Origin of the sequence: Niallia sp. Man26 (assembly GCF_022049065.2) — a bacterium.
Taxonomy (GTDB): Bacteria; Bacillota; Bacilli; order Bacillales; family Cytobacillaceae; genus Niallia.
On sequence record NZ_CP095744.1, the window covers coordinates 621,395 to 641,792 of the forward strand.

General features: G+C 35.1%; 18 protein-coding genes and 1 riboswitch. Of the genes, 7 read left to right on the forward strand and 11 right to left on the reverse strand.

The annotated features are described in order from the left end of the window. Positions 1–67: 67 nt before the first annotated feature. Together L8T27_RS22670 and L8T27_RS22675 are read right to left on the reverse strand one after the other, a co-directional pair. Positions 68–835 carry an SDR family NAD(P)-dependent oxidoreductase gene (locus L8T27_RS22670; RefSeq protein WP_233314916.1) on the reverse strand — a complete coding sequence of 256 codons (768 nt, stop codon included), beginning with the start codon at positions 833–835 and terminating at the stop codon, positions 68–70. A 262-nt stretch (positions 836–1,097) separates the two neighbouring features. Beyond that, a complete protein-coding gene (locus L8T27_RS22675; RefSeq protein WP_237943127.1) occupies positions 1,098–1,436 on the reverse strand; it encodes a hypothetical protein in 339 nt (112 codons plus the stop codon). A 332-nt stretch (positions 1,437–1,768) separates the two neighbouring features. Between L8T27_RS22675 and L8T27_RS22680 the strand changes: the two genes are divergently transcribed. Beyond that, positions 1,769–4,423 carry a YhgE/Pip domain-containing protein gene (locus L8T27_RS22680; RefSeq protein WP_237943129.1) on the forward strand — a complete coding sequence of 885 codons (2,655 nt, stop codon included), beginning with the start codon at positions 1,769–1,771 and terminating at the stop codon, positions 4,421–4,423. Positions 4,424–4,943: 520 nt separating this feature from the next. Here the strand turns inward: L8T27_RS22680 and L8T27_RS22685 are convergent. From L8T27_RS22685 to purB, 7 genes are all read right to left on the reverse strand, one after another. Next, complete coding sequence (locus tag L8T27_RS22685; protein ID WP_237943131.1) at positions 4,944–6,272, reverse strand: LLM class flavin-dependent oxidoreductase; 1,329 nt, start codon at positions 6,270–6,272, stop codon at positions 4,944–4,946. Between the two features lie 180 nt (positions 6,273–6,452). Next, entirely contained in the window at positions 6,453–7,592 is a 1,140-nt protein-coding gene (locus L8T27_RS22690) for an amidohydrolase (RefSeq protein WP_481858873.1), read from the reverse strand. 5 nt (positions 7,593–7,597) lie between these two features. Continuing rightward, a complete protein-coding gene (locus L8T27_RS22695) occupies positions 7,598–8,338 on the reverse strand; it encodes an amino acid ABC transporter ATP-binding protein (RefSeq protein WP_233314912.1) in 741 nt (246 codons plus the stop codon). A gap of 12 nt (positions 8,339–8,350) precedes the next feature. Then, the gene (locus tag L8T27_RS22700) at positions 8,351–9,028 is read right to left on the reverse strand and encodes an amino acid ABC transporter permease (RefSeq protein ID WP_233314911.1); all 678 of its coding nucleotides are present in this window, start codon (positions 9,026–9,028) and stop codon (positions 8,351–8,353) included. Between the two features lie 14 nt (positions 9,029–9,042). Then, positions 9,043–9,828: a transporter substrate-binding domain-containing protein gene (locus tag L8T27_RS22705; RefSeq protein WP_233315618.1), complete on the reverse strand. Its 786-nt coding sequence runs from the start codon at positions 9,826–9,828 to the stop codon at positions 9,043–9,045. A 5-nt stretch (positions 9,829–9,833) separates the two neighbouring features. Further along, on the reverse strand, positions 9,834–10,346 hold the full coding sequence (locus L8T27_RS22710; protein ID WP_282581469.1) for a GNAT family N-acetyltransferase: 513 nt from the start codon (positions 10,344–10,346) through the stop codon (positions 9,834–9,836). Beyond that, on the reverse strand, positions 10,339–11,703 hold the full coding sequence (gene purB / locus L8T27_RS22715) for an adenylosuccinate lyase (RefSeq protein ID WP_237943135.1): 1,365 nt from the start codon (positions 11,701–11,703) through the stop codon (positions 10,339–10,341). Before purB ends, L8T27_RS22710 begins: the two co-directional genes overlap by 8 nt. Positions 11,704–12,278: 575 nt before the next feature. Here purB and L8T27_RS22720 point away from each other — a divergent pair. The 6 genes from L8T27_RS22720 (at position 12,279) to L8T27_RS22745 (ending at position 17,330) form a co-directional block, all read left to right on the forward strand. Further along, a complete protein-coding gene (locus L8T27_RS22720; RefSeq protein WP_237943137.1) occupies positions 12,279–12,839 on the forward strand; it encodes a cysteine hydrolase family protein in 561 nt (186 codons plus the stop codon). A gap of 63 nt (positions 12,840–12,902) precedes the next feature. Next, a complete protein-coding gene (locus tag L8T27_RS22725) occupies positions 12,903–13,085 on the forward strand; it encodes a DUF1272 domain-containing protein (RefSeq protein WP_233314908.1) in 183 nt (60 codons plus the stop codon). A 302-nt stretch (positions 13,086–13,387) separates the two neighbouring features. After that, positions 13,388–14,065 carry a VOC family protein gene (locus tag L8T27_RS22730; protein ID WP_237943139.1) on the forward strand — a complete coding sequence of 226 codons (678 nt, stop codon included), beginning with the start codon at positions 13,388–13,390 and terminating at the stop codon, positions 14,063–14,065. Positions 14,066–14,197: 132 nt separating this feature from the next. Continuing rightward, a complete protein-coding gene (locus L8T27_RS22735) occupies positions 14,198–14,542 on the forward strand; it encodes a hypothetical protein (protein WP_237943141.1) in 345 nt (114 codons plus the stop codon). A gap of 332 nt (positions 14,543–14,874) precedes the next feature. After that, positions 14,875–14,961: riboswitch (cyclic di-GMP riboswitch) on the forward strand. 26 nt (positions 14,962–14,987) lie between these two features. Next, the gene (locus tag L8T27_RS22740) at positions 14,988–15,944 is read left to right on the forward strand and encodes an MSCRAMM family adhesin SdrC (RefSeq protein WP_237943143.1); all 957 of its coding nucleotides are present in this window, start codon (positions 14,988–14,990) and stop codon (positions 15,942–15,944) included. 195 nt (positions 15,945–16,139) lie between these two features. Beyond that, on the forward strand, positions 16,140–17,330 hold the full coding sequence (locus L8T27_RS22745; protein ID WP_237943145.1) for a chromate transporter: 1,191 nt from the start codon (positions 16,140–16,142) through the stop codon (positions 17,328–17,330). A 66-nt stretch (positions 17,331–17,396) separates the two neighbouring features. Here the strand turns inward: L8T27_RS22745 and L8T27_RS22750 are convergent, their stop codons facing one another. Both L8T27_RS22750 and L8T27_RS22755 read right to left on the reverse strand, forming a co-directional pair. Continuing rightward, on the reverse strand, positions 17,397–18,836 hold the full coding sequence (locus L8T27_RS22750; protein ID WP_237943147.1) for a glycoside hydrolase family 5 protein: 1,440 nt from the start codon (positions 18,834–18,836) through the stop codon (positions 17,397–17,399). 505 nt (positions 18,837–19,341) lie between these two features. Then, positions 19,342–20,151, reverse strand: a complete 810-nt coding sequence (locus tag L8T27_RS22755) for a methyltransferase domain-containing protein (protein ID WP_237943149.1) — start codon at positions 20,149–20,151, stop codon at positions 19,342–19,344. Positions 20,152–20,398: the final 247 nt, after the last annotated feature.

Sequence of the window (20,398 nt, forward strand, 5' to 3'; positions counted from 1 at the left end):
AAGTAATACAAAATAAGGAGTAGAAATACATCTACTCCTTTTGCTTGCTTTTTCAATATTTATTATTTTAAACGTTATATAAACCACCATCAATAGTATAAGAAGATGAAGTAACGTAAGAAGATTCATCTGATAGTAAAAATGCAATTACATTTGCCACTTCTTCAGGTTCACCATATCGTTTCATCGGAACAGCATCATTATATGCATGTTTTGCAGCTTCAGCATCTTCTGAAACATTGGATTCAATATTACGCATCATTTGAGTATTAATGACACCTGGGTTAACAGTATTCACACGGACATTATAGGTTGCTGCTTCTAGGGCTGCTACTTTATTAATACCCATTACAGCATGTTTGGATGAATTATATAATACCATACTTGGTGCTCCAGTAAACCCAGCTACAGATGATGTATTAACAATAGAGCCAGCATTCTGTTGTTTCATCACAGGCAAAACATGTTTAAGACCAAATAACACACCTTTAACATTAATACCATAGACAAAATCAAATTCTTTTTCTGTTATTTCTTCAATTAGTTTAGCTGGTCCTTCAACTCCTGCATTATTAACAAAACCATCAATTCGACCAAATTTAGCAATTGTTTGGTCTACATAATTTTTAACATTCTCTTCATTCGATACGTCAGTTTGTACAACTAAACTATTATTTTCCGTTAATTGAAGCTCTGCTTGTACCGATTCAATTGCTTCTTTGTTTAAATCAACTAGTACTACCTTTGCCCCACCATTCGCTACTTTTTTCACTACTTCTTTCCCTATACCGCCTGCTGCTCCTGTTACAATAATAACTTTGTCTTTAAAATTCATGTTTAAATCCCCTTTTTATATATTTTGAATTGCGATATCTCAAATTAATAATAACATAGGTTATTTTAAATAACCAATAATTCAACTCAGATATTTATCATTATCAAAATTCATAATGTTAATTATTGATGTTTGTGTTTTCTTTTTCGAGTTAATGTGTTGAATCTACATAAAGATTTTTTTACCTTTGAATATTAAAAGATCCAAGAAATAAAAAACTAGGATTGTTACATAAGAAAAGGAGCTGCCGCAGCAGCTCCTTTTAAATATCACCAATATTTCCTTTTTTCACAGGTCTTATAAAAACTCCTAATTTGACTATAAGTTTAAACATCCAATAAAAGATAAATAAAAGCCCAAACGAGATAACTGAAAACAGCATTCCACCATGATAAACTGGAATATCTGCAGGAAAACCAAAATAATAATCTCCAAAGCTCTTTTCAAATCGATGACCTACACTAGGAACTACAGCAAAAATTATAGTTGATATAAAACTTACTATTGATAATTTTACTTTTTTAGCATTAAATTTATTTAAAATTAAAAATGCTACTATTGCTAAACCGTTTATTAACAATCCAATAATCAAATCAATCACGCTAAAAGCTCCTCGTTTTTTGCCACCAATTTATACTTTCTAAATTATTATAGCAAAAATACCCATTATTAACATAATCTTATATTAAACTATATTCCTACCATTTTCTATTTAATACAAGTCTTCCCCCCCTCTTATTTCAGGTAAAATTTCTTGAATTAACCCACTAAATGCAGTCTTATTATATGGTTTCTAATACATATGTACTGGTCCTATTTTATTATTATTTCAAAAAATTGATTGACAGCATATAAAATTTAACAAAGAATGAAATGGTAGAGTAATCCATATAATAAATATTCATGCATAATGAACAAAGGGTGATTAAGCCATTGAGAAACATATTTACTATTTACAAAAATGATTGGATACGAATTTTCCAAGCTCCTGTTGCTTTATTTTTAATCATTGCATTAATGATATTGCCTTCCCTCTATGCTTGGTTTAACTTGAAGGCTTCTTGGGATCCATATTCCAACACAAGCGGAATTAAGATTGCTATAACCAATGAGGATGAAGGGGCTGTTATTCGTGATAAGGAAGTTCATATTGGGGATGAGATTGTTGCAACCTTAAAAGCGAATGATAAGCTTGGCTGGACATTTGTCAGCAAAAAAGAAGCTGATGAAGGGGTCAAAAAAGGTACTTATTACGCAAGTCTCTATATACCGGATGACTTTTCTGAGAAAATAGGTACGGTGTTAGAGGATAAACAAATAAAACCTGAAATTGAATATACGGTCAACGAGAAATTGAATGCCATTGCTCCAAAAATGACTTCCAGCGGTGCTTCCACTATTGTACAGTCTGTAAAGGAAAGCTTCGTGGAAACAGTCAGCGAATCTGTTCTGACTATCTTTAATGATGCGGGAATTAAATTAGAAGAAGAGCTACCTACTATTCGTAATATCGAAAGTAAAATCTTCACACTAGAGGGTGATATTCCTCAAATGGATGCTTTATCTGAGAAGATTTTAAATCTAGAGGAAAAAATTCCTGAAATAGATGAACAAGCGCAAAAACTTTTAGCGTTAGAATCAGCTATTCCACAATTAAATGAAGCATCTGAAAATATTTTGTTATTAGAAGAAAAACTACCAGAACTTGAAAAAGTAGGCGAAGGTATTCTTCTGCTTCAGGAAAAAGCTCCTGAAATCGAAAAAGTTGCAGGAAAAGTAACTGAATTAGAAACTCATTTTTCCGAAATTAGTGATACTGTTTCAAAAGCTGTCACTAATGTCGAAAAGATGCAAGAATTTATTACAACTGCAAGTGGCTCTTTAGAAGAAATAGAACAAGGCATTACTAATGGGCAACAAATAGCAGAAGCTCTTCCTGATTTTATGGAAGAAAATCAGGAAGCTTTTAATACAATAGGACCTGTGTATAAACAAAACCTGCTCTTATATCAAAAAACAGCGGATGCTGTACATCAGTATGCATCTTTAGTTAAAAGTGGTTCACTATCTGATCAAGAAATAACAGAAAAAGCGTCCCTATTAAAGGCACAAGTACAAACAAGTATAGACAGCCTAAATCGTTCCATTGTTTTATTTACGACATTAAACACTGCTACTACAAATGGGCAGTCAACACTACAACAAGAAATAACGGACTTGCAATCTTTGCAAACAAATTTTAATAAAGAAAAAGAATTACTTGGTACTATCCAAGAAAATAAAGAAGCAACAGAGTTGTTAACATTATCTCAAGAAGCTATTAATCTGAGCACTACAATGCTTAATCGTTATGATACGCAAACAGCACCTAGCATTAATAATGCCCTAGATGCACTGAAAGAAGCGACACAAAATGCTGGGGAAGATTTAAAAAGTGCTCAAGAGAACTTACCGAAACTTAAAGAAATTTTAGTTACTACAAAGGATTCTCTCACTCTTGCACAGGAAAATTTATCAAAACTTCAAAACAATCTACCTGCAATTGAAAAAGAGGTTAAAGAAGTTTCTAGCATCTTTCAAGATAATATTGATGATGTTTTAGAAGGAATAGATAAAGCCGCAGACTTCTATACAGACACATTTCCATCCTTAGAAGAGAAAGTGCATGTAGCAGCGGACTTTGTGCGTAATGACCTTCCTGAAGCAGAAAAACAACTTTCTAAGGTTGCGTCCATCATTAGAAATGATTTGCCGGGATTGGAAGATTCTGTTCATAAGGTTGCAAATCTAGTTCGAGAGGAATTACCAGGCCTAAAGGACACCCTTACTAATACAGCAGATTCTATTCGGGATTTTGAAGATAATTATGATCTTGGTGAAATTATCTCTCTGTTAAAAAATGATATTAATGAAGAAAGTGATTTTATGGCAAACCCAGTTGTTTTAGATGAACATTCTCTATTTCCAATACCTAACTACGGGTCTGCCAATTCACCATTCTACACAACACTAAGTTTATGGGTTGGAGGATTATTACTGATTTCCTTGCTGCGTGTGGATGTCAGAGATCCAGAAGGAATTTATACTTCTAATCAAATCTATTTTGGTAGAGGTTTAACTTTTCTAACGATTGGATTATTTCAAAGTCTGATTGTTACATTAGGAGATATATTCATCTTAAAAGCCTATGTAGCCAATCCAACCGCTTTTGTATTGTCCAGTATTCTTATCAGCATGGTTTTCATGACTATTGTGTATACATTAGTTTCGGTTTTCGGTAATATCGGAAAAGGAATCGCCATCATCTTCCTTGTATTACAACTATCAGGTGCAGGTGGAACATTCCCGATTCAAGTTGCTCCACCATTCTTCCAAGCCATAAATCCTTTCTTGCCATTTACGTATGCAATTAACTTATTACGTGAAACAGTTGGTGGAATGGTAAATGAAACAGTTTTTCATACTGTAAGCATGTTGCTCCTGTTTGGTGTGGTTGCAATAATAATTGCCGTTTTCCTGAAAAAACCACTTGCTAATGCTACGAAAAAAACGGCAGAAAAAGCTAGATCAAGCGAAATTATTCACTAATGGAAAAGTGATGTGTAGAAAAAATGAAGGCTGTATTTTAAACCTGTAGTCGAAACACTTTAAATTTGTGTTTCATCTGCAGGTTTTTTCAGCTTATATAGGATAATATACGCAGTTTTGCGCCCCTTATGGTATAGTTGGTTCGGGATACCTACCATCTTTGACTTTCCTGCAAATTACAAGTGTGGGAAATAGCCAAAAGTATAGCTCTCTTTTTTAAGTATTATGATTAAATAATTTCACTCTTTTTAGTTTCTATATACACTAATTCCTTAAATACACAGTTACACGCAAATAAATAAATGAGCTTACACTTAAGAACAAGCGTTAATCACTCTTAGAATGAATTTAAATATTATAAAAACAGACTAATCCCTCTTTCAATAAAAATTAAACCCACACCAAGTAACCTGGCATGAGTTTCAATAAACTACTATCATATATATTCAATTTCTTAACAGTCACCCTAGAATCCTCTTAATCCTTATCTCAATAATTACTTGAAGTATTCGATAATAACTTATTCTGAGTATGAATTTACCGGCAGCCCTAATCCTAAATTCCCTCGTAATGTATTACTTTCATACGCCGTTCGATAGATTCCTCTAGCTTGCAGTTCAGGAATGACATAGGTAACAAAGTCTGTTAGTGAATCTGGCAAAAGCGCAGGCATGATATTGAATCCATCAGCAGCACCGTCTCTAACCCATTCTTCCATCTTATCAGCAATTTGAGTTGGGGTTCCAATGGCTATATGATGTCCCCGCGAACCTGCTACCCACTGATAAGTCTGACGTAATGTCCAGTTTTCTTCTTTTGCTTTCTTTAGTATCATTTCATGCTTGCTTTGGATAGCATTAACAGTCTCTGGAAGTTTGATATCTGTAAATGTTGTATCGAGCGAAATGCCTGCAAAGTCTATGTCGCCGAAGTATCTGCCTAAAATAGCAAGTCCAGCTTTAGGTATGATCAACTCTTGCAATGCTTCATATTTTTCTTGGGCTTCTGCTTCCGTCGCTCCTACTATAGGCATTAATCCTGGCATAATACTTACATCGCTTTTCTTTCGGTTGAAAATCTCCATTTGACCTTTTAGGTCATTGTAAAAGGTAATTGCATCCTCTTTATTTGCTTGAGCAGTAAAGACAATCTCCGCATATTTAGCTGCGAATCGCTGACCATCACCTGATGACCCTGCTTGTACAATGACTGGATGACCTTGAGGCGATCTTGATACATTTAGCGGCCCTCTAACAGAGAAGAATTCACCTTGATGGTTGATTTGATGAAACTTGCTTGTATCAATAAACTGTCCTGACTCTTTATCAATCACTAATGTGTCTTCTTCCCACGAATCCCATAGCTTCTTGGATACTTCCATAAACTCTGTTGCTCTTCTATAGCGGGCACTGTGTTCTAAATGCTCTGTCTTATTGAAGTTTTCTGCAGTGGAAGCTAGTGATGTCGTAACAACATTCCAACCTGCACGTCCTGCGCTTATATGATCCAATGATGCAAACTTTCGAGCAACATGAAAAGGTTCTTCATATGTAGTGGATGCTGTTGCAACTAAGCCTATACGGCTAGTTACAGACGCTAAATAGGCTAACAACGTCATTGGCTCAAATCTAGTTAGAATGTTTGGATGTGAATTTTCATCAACAGACAAGCTATCTGCTAAAAATAATAGGTCAAATAACCCTTTTTCTGCAGTCTGTGCGATATCTTTAAAATATGTTAGATTCATAGATGCATTCGGTACAGCATGTGGATGTCTCCATGAAGCAACATGGTGACCTGTTCCAGCTAGAAACAAACCTAATTTCACCTTTTTTGGTTGTTCGTTCATGTTGATTTTCCTCCTTTGCTTTTTAACCCTTTTGACAAAAATAAAATCCTTCTTCTATCTGCAGAAGAAAGATCATAACTAGAAGAACAGTACTTCGCAAACATAAATTCGTCGTTTACGCTTGCGAAGCATTTACTTTTATTCAAAAACCGTCCTGTTCAAAACAGTTAGCCGACATCATTATTTCTTATTCAATACATTTACTGCTAGATTAGCAAAATACTCAGACGCAACTTTAATCGCGTCTTCCTTTAAATCAAATTGTGGATGATGCCATTCCTGCGGTCCATCTACACCCATCCAAACAAAAAAGCCTGGAATGTATGTTTGATAAAACGCAAAGTCCTCTCCACCGGCACTAGGCACAGCATCGACAACATTATAGCCAGCTTCGACAGCAGTAGCGCGAACAATTTCCTCCAAGTTGGCATCATTATTAACTACTGGTAAATAATCATCCCAAATAAACTCAACAGAACCGCCATTTCCTTGAGCAATCGATTCTGCTAAGTTTTTCATTAGACCAGGAATCGCTGCTCGTGCTTCAGGCTGGAATGTCCGAACTGTCCCTTCAAGCATTACAACGTCAGGAATGACATTCCATGTGTTTCCTCCATGGATACTTGTAATACTAATGACCGCATTATCAAACAAATTCAGTCTTCTAGCAATAATAGTTTGGACAGAGGTTACATATTGACTAGCAATAACAATAGGATCAATCGCGTTATGAGGAATACCCGCATGCCCGCCTACACCATGGAAATTAATCTTAAATTTATCGACACTTGCCATTAATCCCCCTGATTTTACACCAATAGTACCTACTGGCAAATCCGGTTTATTATGCATTCCGAAAATAGAAGAAACTCCTTCTAATGCTCCTTTTTCGACAGCAAGCTTCGCGCCTTGGGCAACTTCCTCTGCTGCTTGGAAAATAAATCTCACTGTTCCGTGCAGGTTATCCTTCTGCTCATTTAAAAGAATCGCCGCTCCTAATATGGAAACAGTATGGAAATCATGACCACATGCATGCATTTTTCCGTCTGTTTTCGATTTAAACGGTACCTTTGTTTCTTCTTTAATTGGCAAGGCATCAATGTCTGAGCGGATTGCAATAGTCGGTCCAGCAAACGCACCCTTAACTTCCGCCACAACACCTGTTTCTAAATCAAGAGGTAGAATGGATATATTGTGTTCTTGTAACCACTTTTTAATATGAGCAGTTGTATTAAATTCTTCAAAAGCAAGCTCTGGATTTTCATGTAAATATCTTCTTTTTCCAATTAAGTCTTCTAATAGTTCATGAGACATTTTCATGATTATTATTCATCTCTTTCCAGTGTTTTTAAAAATTGTTTCGTTCGTGGATTTTTTGGATTATGGAATAATTCCTTTGGATCATTTTCCTCGACAATATTTCCGTCTGCCATGAAGATGACACGGTTTGCTACTTCTTCAGCAAATTTCATTTCATGTGTAACGATAATCATTGTCGTGTTTTGCTTAGCAATATTTTTAATAACTTGAAGTACTTCAGAAACCCATTCAGGGTCAAGGGCAGATGTTGGTTCATCAAACAGAATGGCATTCGGGTTTACAGCAAGCGCACGGGCAATCCCGACACGCTGCTGCTGACCGCCAGATAATGTAGACGGATATTGATGGAATTTATCCTCAAGCCCTACCTTTATTAACAGCTCTTTACCAATTTTCTCTGCCTCTTGCTTATCCATTTTCTTGGCAACAATTAGTGCTTCCGTTACATTTTGCAAAGCTGTTTTATTTTTAAACAAATTATAGTTTTGGAAAACCATCGCTGTTTCCTGTCGCAAATTATGGACGTCTTTTCGTCCCATTTTAGCTACATCTACATTTGTTTCTCCAATATGGATAGTGCCTTCATCTGGTACTTCTAATAAATTTAAGCAGCGTAGTAATGTTGATTTCCCTGATCCAGACGGTCCAATAATGGCCAATACATCGCCACGATCGACGTGTAAATCAACACCATTTAAAACGGTATTTTTACCGAAACTCTTTTTCAAGTTTTTTACAGATATCATAGTAAGACTCCTTTAACTGATATACGGTTTTTCCATTCGCTTTTCGATTACTTGTTGGATTAAAGTAACTATTATAATTAGAATCCAATAAAGCAATGCCAATGCTAAGTATGTTTCAAAGAATTTTAAGGAGCTTGCTGCTAATATCTTTCCTTGTGCAAATAATTCAACGATACCTAATGTAAAAGCTAGGGAAGTCTCTTTAATTAGACCAATAAAAACGTTGCTGCTCGCTGGAATCGCATTACGAGTTGCTTGTGGTAATACGACCCTGCGCAAAGCTTGTGCCCTCGTCATTCCAACAGATAAACAAGCCTCTACTTGCCCTTTATCGACAGAGTTTAATGCTGCTCGGAAAATTTCCGCTAAAAACGCCGATTGCTTTAAGCTGAGTCCCAAAATAGCTGCTGTAACTGCGGTCATTCCAGTTAGAGCTGGGAAGATTTGCGGCAATCCGTAATAGATTAAAAACAGCTGTACTAATGTTGGAATTGCACGGAAAAAAGAAATATAAATGGTTGCAAGCTGCTTTAAAACAGGTATATTCGACCTAGTAATCAAAGCAAGTATTAAGCCGCCAATAACAGAAAAGAACATGGATATGACAGCAAGAAATAAGGTGAATGGTATTAATTTCAATAGCGCCGGAAAAATTTCTATAAAGTAACCAAAATCGAGTTCAAGATTCATTTTGTTCCTCCAAATTATTCCTTAACTGTGATGTCTTCACCGGCAAAGTATTTTTTAGATAGTTCTGCTAATGTTCCATCCTCACGTAATTTCTTAATTTCTGCATTAAATGCTTCTGCTAATTTCTCACCATCTTCTGTTTTTGCGAATGGGAAAGAAACATCTTCGTACACAAATGGGTCACCAACAAACTTCAATGGTAGATCGCCTTTATCAATCTCAGCAATTAAAGATGATTTTGAGTTAACATAGCCATCGACACGATTGTTGATTGCGTCATTCATTGCGCCATCGCGTGTTTCATAAGTTTTTGCGATAATTTCAGGATCAAAATTTTCTAGATTTACAACATTATTAGAGCCTAAAACGCCAGAAACTGTTTTACCTTTTAAATCATCTAAACTATCAAAATCATTGTCCTTGTTTGTAACAATTGTAGCCCCAGCATAAGCATATGGCTCAGAGAAATTATATTTTGCTTTTCTTTCTTCCGTTACAGCAACGAAGTTTGCAACAGTATCAATTTTCCCTGTTTCTAATTGTCCCATTAAACCTGCGAAGTCCGTTTTAACCCACTCCACATCATAGCCTAAGTTTGCAGCAATCTTTTCAAATACTTCTACGTCAAATCCAATTAATTTACCATCTTCTTCATAGCCGTTCGGATAACTTTGTGCCGTTGATCCTGCACGAAGAACTTTCTTTTTGCTATCCCCTGATTCTTCATTTCCACTTCCGCAAGCTGCTAATAACAACATAACTGCCATAGTAATAACTACAAGTAATTTCTTTTTCATGATGTCTCCTACCTTTTCTTATATGTTTTTGCTAATAATAGTTTTTCTAAATAGATTGTTACATGTCCTTTACCTAAATCGGACTCTCCAACCTTTTCATAGCCACGCTTTAGATACATGTCTGCAAGCCAAGGATGCTCCTTTGCTGTGCCTAATGAAACAGAAGGACAATGAAGCGTGTCTCGCAAGTAATCATTTTCAATGAAATCTAAGAGTTTTGATGCATAACCCTTGCGTTTAAACTCAGGAGCAACAGCAACCCACCAAATATGCGGTATTTCATATGGCCCATGATGGCTGCTCCATGGCATACGGATAGAAGCAGTCGCTACCATCTCGTCGCCATCCTTCATATAAAAACATATATTTTCATTGACATTTTTTTCTACTAGCTGCTCATCAGCAGTGGCTGCTGCAAAATTAATGCCAAGCTCACGGATGGAAGCATAACCGCGTAGTGATAAATCTAGTAATGCTTTGATATCCTTATTAGTAGCTTGATGAAAGGTCAAATTACTCAACTAATAACCCTCCATTCTTAATAGAATGAATAACCTCATCTACCTTTTGGCTTGCAAGACCAGTATACTGACTTGGATCTAGCAGCTGATTAATCTGTTCTTTCGACAGCACCGAGCCTACTTTCTCATTTGCTGACAGAAGTTCTTTAAATGGGACTTTTTGTTCGACTGACTCCATAGAGATTTGATACACAAGGTGATGAGCAGTTTGCTTCCCAACCTTTTCAGATAATGCAAACATGACACGTTCTGACAGGACAAGACCACCTTGCATTTCCAAGTTTCTCATCATATTTTCAGGTTTTACTACTAATCCTTCAAGAACAGTGATTGTGCTTTTCAACTGAGAAGAAAGATATAAGCAAATTTCAGGTAAAGCAATCCATTCACTTCTCCAGCTCATTGCATCTCGCTCATGCTCCATCACTAATGATTCATGGAGCAATGCAACACTATGCAAAATAGGTTTCGTTAAGCTTGCGATACCTTCAAAAATAGCCGGGTTGCGTTTATGAGGCATTGTAGTTGAGCCAACATTTCCTGTTTTAAATGGCTCCTCTACCTCATCAATTTCTGTACGCATTAAATTATAAAATTCATTCCCTAACTTCCCTAGAGATCCACTTATCAAACCAAGTACAGAACCATATTCAGAAACTCTATCACGAGAGGAATGCCAACAAATATCTGGGGTATCCAATTCTAGAATTTCTAATGCTCTTGCTTCTACTTTAGGACCAATACTGCCTAATGCTGCGTAGGTTCCGACCCCTCCTGCTAGCACACCAGTAAAGACTCTCGTTTCAACAGCCTGTAATCTTTCTAAATGACGTTCAAACTCACTTAATACTACTGCCATCTTAAAGCCGAACGTTGTTGGTAATCCTTGCATTCCGTGTGTTCTTCCAGGCATTGGCGTATCTTTATAGGTAGAAGCTAATCCAATTAAAAGCTCCGCTACTTTCTTAATATCTCGTTTAAGTATGTGATTTGCTTCTTTCAACTGAAGAATCATACCTGTGTCCGTTACATCCTGAGTAGTTACTCCATAATGAACAAATTCACCATACTCACCAGAAAGTGATTGCAAGTGATTAACAGTTGCCATTAATGAATGTTTTAGCTTCGCAGCCTCTGCTGCTATTTTGTCAATTTCGAAGTTTTCTATTTTTGCAGCATCTTTTATTACACTTCCCGCTTTTTCGGGAATAACTCCTAGTTCACTTTCCGCCAACGCTAATCCAGCTTCAACATCAAGAATTTTCTGTAATCTATTTTCATCATTCCATACAGCACGCATTTCCTCTGTACTAAAGTTATTTTGCAACATTTTTAAGTCTAAAACATGTGAACCCATTTTTGTTAACACTCCCATGTTGAAATCCAGAATATACTAGTTAGTCCTTTAACTCATAAAATATATAATTCCTATGTTTATAGTGTGAATTATAACATAGTGTTTTTAACTTGCAACAATTTATTTAAAATTGAAAATGTACATATAAATTGGAAACGATTTAAAATGGAAACAGTTTCTAATTAACTACTAGAAACTGCCAATCTGTTAGTTTATAACCTAAAACAAGCAAGTTGCTAAAGCCGTTACCAACCCAAGCATAGTTGCCTATTAGTTAATTCTATAGGTTATAATATCTTGCTTTATCAAATAATCTATTAAAATCTTTTTATATTTTTCCAAGCTTCTATTATAAAAGGAAAAATTCATTATTTATCTTCTACAACTTAGCCTATCATGAAAATAATTATGTTACAATTTAAACATCTGATAATTCAGATACTTTTGATAAAAAAATGTAGGAGGTAGGTATTATGACTAATAAAAAAAATATTTACGTAAAAATCTATCGAGGGATTACGATTAAGTAATCTAACTACTTAGCGTTTTCCCAAATTCTGAAAGGGGAAAATAATTTGAACCAAACATTGCTAATCATCGATGCCCAGCAAGAAATAATTGATGGCAATCAAGAAGAAGAAGTAGTTTTTAATAAAGAACAACTGATTAAAAATATAAATTTATTAATCAAAAAGGCGGCAGAAGCAAATGTCTCCGTATTATTTGTAAGAGATTCAGAAGTTGCAGAAGGTGTAGGGAGCGGATTTCAAGTTCACAATGAAATTAATGTGCCTTCTGATCCAATCTTCTTTGATAAGACTGCAACGAATCCCTTTCATGGGACAAATCTTTTGAAGCATCTGAAATCACAAAACATAAAACATATCGTTATTGCTGGTTGTAAAACACAGCATTGCATAGATACAGCCGTTAGAACAGCCACTGTCAATGGCTTTGACGTTACATTAGTAGGCGACGCCCATTCAACAACAGACAATGATTTTTTACGTGCAGAACAAATTATAAATCACCATAATGATACTCTTCATGGCCATTACAATGTTGATCACTTTTCAATTGTCAGGAATTCAGTGGAAGACTTGTATACACCATCACATGATTCTTACAGAGAATAGTAAAACGAGTTTAAGTGCAGAAGCATGTTTATCTAAAACAATTGAAAAGCGAGGAATATAATAATGGCTTTGGAAATGAGAAAAGAATGTGAACGCTGTACTTCTTTATTAGCGGAAAGCTCAATTGCTTATATTTGTGTTCACGAATGTACATTTTGCGAACCTTGTACAGAAAATATGAAACAAATTTGCCCAAACTGTGGCGGAGAACTAGTTAGAAGACCTAGAAAACAATTAAATAGATAATCATCTTTCCTGGATAAGCAGAGATTTTTCTCTGCTTATTTTTTTGAACATAAACTGATTCTTATTTTTTATTAGTCGTGTATATGGAGCCTTTCTAGCTTTTGGTACATTGTACTACTCTCCCCTCTTTGAACCATGTTGCACTAATAACATACACGGCTACACCTTTTTAGATTACCCTCGCTTGATTAAGTTCATTTCTATCCTCCTTTTCAATAACTAAAACTTTCAAGTTCTTAAAATTCTAAATTATTCCAGCATGTGGTATCTTTATTTTAAATAATTAGAGAAAGGAAAAAACAATGGAAATCAAATCATTAACTTTACACTCAAATAATTTAGTAGAAACAAAGATGTTCTATACTAAAACGCTCGGTTTTACTTTAGTTGATGAGGATGACAATAATTTTCAAATAATGGTAGGCTCAAGCAAATTAACGTTTACTAATCAGAGTGCTTCGAATAACCCATTTTATCATTTTGCATTTAATATTCCCGCTAATAAATTTAGCGAAGCGAAACAATGGACTAAGGAGAGATTAAATTTATTAACTGAAAATGGAGAAGATGAAGTTGATTTCTCTCATCTACCTGCCCATGCATTTTATTTCTATGATCCTTCTGGTAATATAGTTGAATTTATTGCAAGATATGGGATAAACTCCAATAGTAACCTTCCATTTACTTCAGAAAGTATCCTTAATATTTCTGAAATTGGTCTTGTCGTTGAAGATGTAATGCAAACTGGCCAAAAAATGATTAATAACGGGATTTTTGAACGAGATAATAATTCAATTAGTGATAAATATTTAAACTTTATGGGGAAAAAACATAAAGGGATATTTGTTATATTAGCTCAACCAGATAGAAAATGGCTTTTTTCAGAAAAATATTCGGCTATTTTCCCACTGGAAATAGTATTAGATAATAATAAAATATTAATAGTTAATACAAAGAATGAATTTCTAATAAAAGAATAACGCTTCATTTTAATACGACATTAAGGAAGTAGTTTGTTGCATCAAAATGGTCTTCTAAATCTAACTTGAGTTAGCTAAAAACCCCCATAATTATTAGAGATTAAATTGTTAATAATACACGGGAGGGACAGAATGAAAAAACCACCTCTTTTTATTGCAGCTACTATCGTATTGTTTTTAATTGGCTGCAGTAAAACTAATCATTCCAATGCTGATTTTCAAGGAGTCATTCTTGCAGTAGGTGATCAAAGTATCATTGTAGGAGAAGAAGATGTTAATCCTGAAGCTTCCTATGAATCGTATGAGGTTTTAATCGATGATAGTACAGTATTTAATGGTGATATTTCTAGTATGAAGCAGTTAAAGGATGAATTTGTAGAAGATAAAAAATTTGATGTTTGTTTATGGGTAAAAGAAAAAGTCGAAAATAATCATATCAATAATAAAGTAGTAACCAAATTAAGGATAAATAAATAATGCACAAATAAATTGGAAACAATCAGCGCAAACAGCCTGATTGTCTTCTCTGCTTAAATATATCTTCTTGACGTGCGTTTCTATTATCCAATTCTTTCATCATGCCTTAGCCATTTTTTTTATTCTCAAAGGAATTTTGGAACAGCGATTTAAGGATAGCAGTTAATAGCCACCCTCTTTTAATTTAAGAAAATATACTTTCACTAATCATATAGGAACCGATTCCTATATAAAAATTTGTACTAACAAAAACCAAAACACAGCTCCTTTAACAAGGTAATATATTTCGGAAAAATAAATAATGACAAAATTCGACACCCTTTGTATACTCACATTAAACGGGGCAAACCTAATGAAAATTAGGGGCGCAAAGCTATAGGGACTAAGGTGATGCCAAGCTATGTCAGCCAGCTGCCGTTCACAATAAATAAGGAGTGAATGAGAAATGAAAAAGTTAGCAATTGGTGTTTTGGCAACGTCCTTGATTTTTTCTCAAGGGTTACAAACTGAGGCAAAGAAAAGTACAGTTGTCGATAAAGATAAAAACGGGATAGCAGATGACTGGCAAAAGAAATACAAGCTTGGGAATGGAAAAGCAGCAGCTAAAAAAGATCCTGATAAAGATGGATTATCTAACGTGCTCGAATACCAGCTTAACTCAAATCCAATTAAAAAGGATACTGATGGGGATAAGATTTCTGACAGCAACGAAGATAAGGATAAAGATGGACTTATAAACGGTCTAGAAGTTAGATGGAAGCTCAATCCGTTAAAAGCAGATACAGATAATGATGGAATCATTGATTCACAAGAAGATGAAGATGGTGACAATCTCACAAACAAAGAGGAAATCTACGTGGGTACTAGCTTAACATTAGTAGATACAGACAAAGATGGACTTAATGACGGAAATGAAGATACAGATAAGGATAAATTAACTAATAGCATTGAATTTGACCTTGGATATAATCCTAAAGATAAAGACAGTGACAATGACGGAATCAAAGATGCTGATGAAGACTTAGATAAAGATGGTATACGCAACAGTTATGAATTGGACGAGCTAAAAGTTGTGTTATTGAATGAAAACGACAAAGAGTTTAAGATTCAATTCAAGCTTGGAAAAAAATCTAAGTTAATGGTAAAGGATAATATCGGCATTCCAAATGCAAATACTTTCTTCTCACAATTTACGACTGGTTTGACACATACTGCAACTGATGAAGAACTTATTAATAAAATTAAAGAAATTACAGGATTACAATCCTTTATTAAAATCAGTATTAAAGCAGAATTTGCAAACGGACAAGAACTGAAGGTAGAGCAAGAATATGCAGCGGTTGACACTAGCGGTGATGCTTCTACAGACAGCTCAATCGATGAGACAGAGGATTTAGATTAATAATAAAAAAGGCATATGCTGATATTCCAGTATATGCCTTTTTGTTTATAGCAAGTGAGTATCCTGTAATACTAGTCTAAGGCTGATAAATTATATTCAAAAGTTAAGATATTGTTAATTTACTGTGTATACTATTGTATAAAATTCCTAAACTGTTACACTTGCTTATAAATTCAGATTGAAAAGAGAGAGCAAATGAAGAATAGCAAACATTATAAGGGATTTAAATCTCTTTTAGAAATCCTATTGGTTTCTAGTAAACTTGGATTTACTTCTTTTGGGGGACCTATTGCTCACCTTGGCTACTTTCATAATGAATATATCCGTAAAAGAAAATGGATGGATGAAAAAAGTTATGCTGACTTAGTAGCTTTATGTCAGTTCTTACCCGGACCAGCTAGCAGTCAAGTTGGAATTGGCATTGGTGTTTTACGGGGAGGCATTCTTGGAGGTATTGTTTCGTTTATTGGTTTTACACTTCCCTCTGTTTTAGCATTAATAATTTTTGCTTTACTTCTCCGAGGAAGGTTTGTGGGTGAAGCTGACTGGATACATGGTCTAAAAATTGTCGCAGTCGCAGTTGTTGCTCAAGCTATATTAGGAATGGCAAAAAGTTTAACCCCAGATTTAAAGAGAAAAACAATTGCTTTACTTTCATTAGTTGGAACTCAAATCTGGCAATCTGTATTTACTCAAATAGGCGTTATACTCCTATCAGCGATTATCGGCTTTCTTTTATATAGAAGCCAACCAGATAACGACTATAAAACAAAACAACAGTTTTCCATTTCTAAATGGCTCTCTATTTGTTGTTTGATTGTTTTTTTTAGTTTACTGTTTCTTTTACCTTTGTTAAGAGAAATAACCTCATCGAATTGGATAGCCATATTTGATAGTTTTTACCGTTCAGGATCATTAGTCTTTGGTGGTGGACATGTTGTTTTGCCATTACTTCAAAATGAACTTATCCCTGCTGGTTGGTTAAATAAAGGTGAATTTTTAGCAGGATATGGTGCTGCCCAAGCTGTTCCTGGTCCATTATTTACTTTTGCTGCATATCTCGGGACTGTTATATATGGATGGCAAGGTGGTTTATTCGCTACATTTGCAATTTTCCTGCCGGGTTTCTTGCTCATAGTGGGGTTCTTACCATTTTGGGATTTATTACGGCGTAATCCAAAAATAAACGGCGCCCTAATGGGTGTAAATGCCGCAGTTGTGGGGATTTTAATTGCAGCCTTTTATGATCCAATATGGACTAGCTCCATACTTTCTCCCCCTGATTTTGCTTTGGCAGCAATATTGTTTAGTCTGCTAGTATATTGGAAAGTTCCTCCATGGGTAATAGTTATTACTGGGGCAATCGGCGGCTCTCTTATTGTATAACTATTGCTCAATAAGTGCTGCTATAAAAAGCTAATCCTTCACTGTTGTAAGGATTAGCTCTAACATTTATTGAGTTGTTACATTGTCTAGATAAAGCGATGTTTGACCACTACTGTTAGCTGAACTTGTAAACTGGACACCCACCTCTTTAATGTCATTGATATTAGAGATAGTAGTTAAATCAAGTGTTAGAGACGTATCAGAAGATATTTTTGCTGCTCCACTATCAAACCATTTCCAGTCTCCACCCGTTTTAACATATAGTTTTGCACTTATTCCATTGCCGACATTTCCCCAGTTTGCATGTTTAACAGTAGCTTTCAACTTAGATTTCCCACTAAAGTTCAAACTTTGAGATAGGGATAAATAATGGATGGAATTTGACGATAGTTGGACATCAGCTTTTAATGACTGTTTGCCTCCTGCTGCCCATTCTGTTGTAGGCCAAGGTCCACCCGCGATATTTGATCCAGTCCAGTTTTGATTACCGCTTTCAAAATCATACAATATATTATTTGTTCCTGCTGAGCTACCGAATACTCCGCTTAGTTTTGAAGTGGCTTTTAACCCATTTGCCCCATTAACAACCGTATTACCCCAATCAGTTAAACTGTTACCAGACCAATCGTTGCTTAAATCCAGATAGCTCCAATCAGTGCTATTTCCTTTCCAAGACCATGCAAGCCAACCGACATTTTTTTGCTGTGAATAACTCATGATGGTTGCTTCATCTACATCTCCATTTGTATGTTTTTGTCCGAACTCTCCTATTATTAAAGCTAATCCTTGGTTTAAGACACCATCAATATTTGACTTAACAGTTGCTGCATCCCCACCAGCGTACTCATACATATGTATGGAGAACATTGTATTTTTCAATGGATCCGCATTAAATACCTCTTTTCCATAATTATGAATGGAAGCTGGGTATTGTCCCCATCCAGCAGAATCAATTATTAGAGTATGATTTAAGCCTGCATTCCGTAACTTTGGAATAGCTTGTTTATAACCAGCTGCCCATGCCGCACCATCCCAAGTACCATACCATTCATTCGCAATGTTTATTATCACTTTATCTTCTTTGCCTATCAATGTGTCTTTTAAGCTGATCCAATAATCGACTGCACGATTTAAAGATTCCACATCGTCTTTTCCTGTTGCGTCATGAACTTCCAGAATTGCAATCAGTTTATTTTTTTCTGCCAATGACAAAAGGCTTTTAACAGTATTAATATCATCTTTGGTGTATTGTCCACCATCAGATAAAACAATTCTTACTGTGTTTGCTCCAGTTGCTGCTATTGCTGGAATAGCAGCTGCTGAATCTTCTTTAAACCAAGAATGAGCATGATTTACACCTCTCATAATAAACGGTTTACCCGTAGCATCATATAAATTGGTACCGCTTACATAAAATCCCGAAGCAGCACTTGCTTTTGAATCAGTAATAAACAAAGCAGAAGTAACTAACAGTAAAATTAGAATAAAACTTGATAATTTTTTCACAACCAATCCCCCAATATTTTAAAATTTTTATTTTAACTCTTTCTTTTTTTACATATACCTCCTTTCTATAAAAAAGTAAGAGTTAAAAGCATAAGAGTAAAGTAATTTAATCTAATTATTAATTTATCGATTAAGTAATTATAAAGTAATAATAACATTAATTCATAATTAAACAATATATTTCCATCAATTTTTCCCAAATGAATAATAAGACCTAAAGAGTCTGAAGGCTATCCATTTAGGCGTTTAGATCTGTGTAATATAAAAATTATATGAATCTTATAACTGGTGTTTTTCTTACTATGCAGCTAATCAACTAAATTACTTACTTTGTTAATTAATTTACTTAAACCAGCCTGTCATTTTATCTCATAAAAAAATCATTCCCCATCATTAAAGGAATGCTCTACTTTTTTTATCCGATATTACAAGAATGCTGCCATTTTCCTGATAAAAAGAACTGCAAATAAATGCAGCTCTTTTAAAGATTCAGAATGAGGTTAATTTATTTGAGCCGCTTCCCTTCAACAGCTAACATATACATCATTAATGATTCAGCATCCCTAACCATCCATTCTCGATATTCATTTTCTGCCCTTAGGTATTCTTTTTCCGTTATGAAACCGTCTCTTACCATTTGAACTCCTCTACTTGCAGCAGTATCTGCCCAAATTCCAATGCGAGTTTGGAATTCAGGATGAGGTTTCGTTGTTAGCTCGTGTTGGGGAGTTATGGTAATTTCTCCAATTCCTATTTTCTGAAACATATTGGGGAGATTATCGGCAATCGAATTGTCCATACCTGCTTCCGAACGCCATTTCAAATAGGCAGAGTAGAAGGCAAGCATACTTGAGGGCGGCTGTGGCTGCCAATTAATTTTCTCATGATTGTAATCCACAATGATTAGACGACCTCCTATTTTAGTAGCAGAAGTCAGTTTTTTTAATGCTTTTAATGGTTCCGATAACCAAATTAAAACCCTTGATGCAGTAACGATGTCAAATTCTTGATCATAGGGGAGATTATAGATATCACCTGTTTCAAAGAACAATCCTGGTGTTTCGCCATAAGCTTGACGGGCTTTTTTTATTAGATTCGGATTGCTATCGATCCCTACCACGCGACCATTAGGACCCACTTCTTCTGCAATTCCATATGTTATTGATCCTGTGCCACAGCCCACATCGAGAATTGTCATACCTTCAGTCAGTATTTCCTTAAGCCTTTCGTGAGAGTTTGCTAACGTTCTAGAATCTAGAACATTAGTTAACTTTCCTGATAACACAGCCCTATTTCGCGCCATCTTTGTATCCATATAACTTCCCCTTCCCACCAACTAAATGTTAATTCCACTGCTTTTATTTTATCAATTATTATTAAGTACTCTAATAAATTATAAGTGCCAATTTAATTCCAGAATGGAATGGATGAGGTTTCACAAGAAATTTAAGCTTATTCTTTTAAGTAAAACAGCAGTGCATTTTTTCACAAGTGTCTGTTTTTTACTTTCATCATTAAAGGAATAATCCCTAATTACATAAAAAACAGCCACATAATAGTAG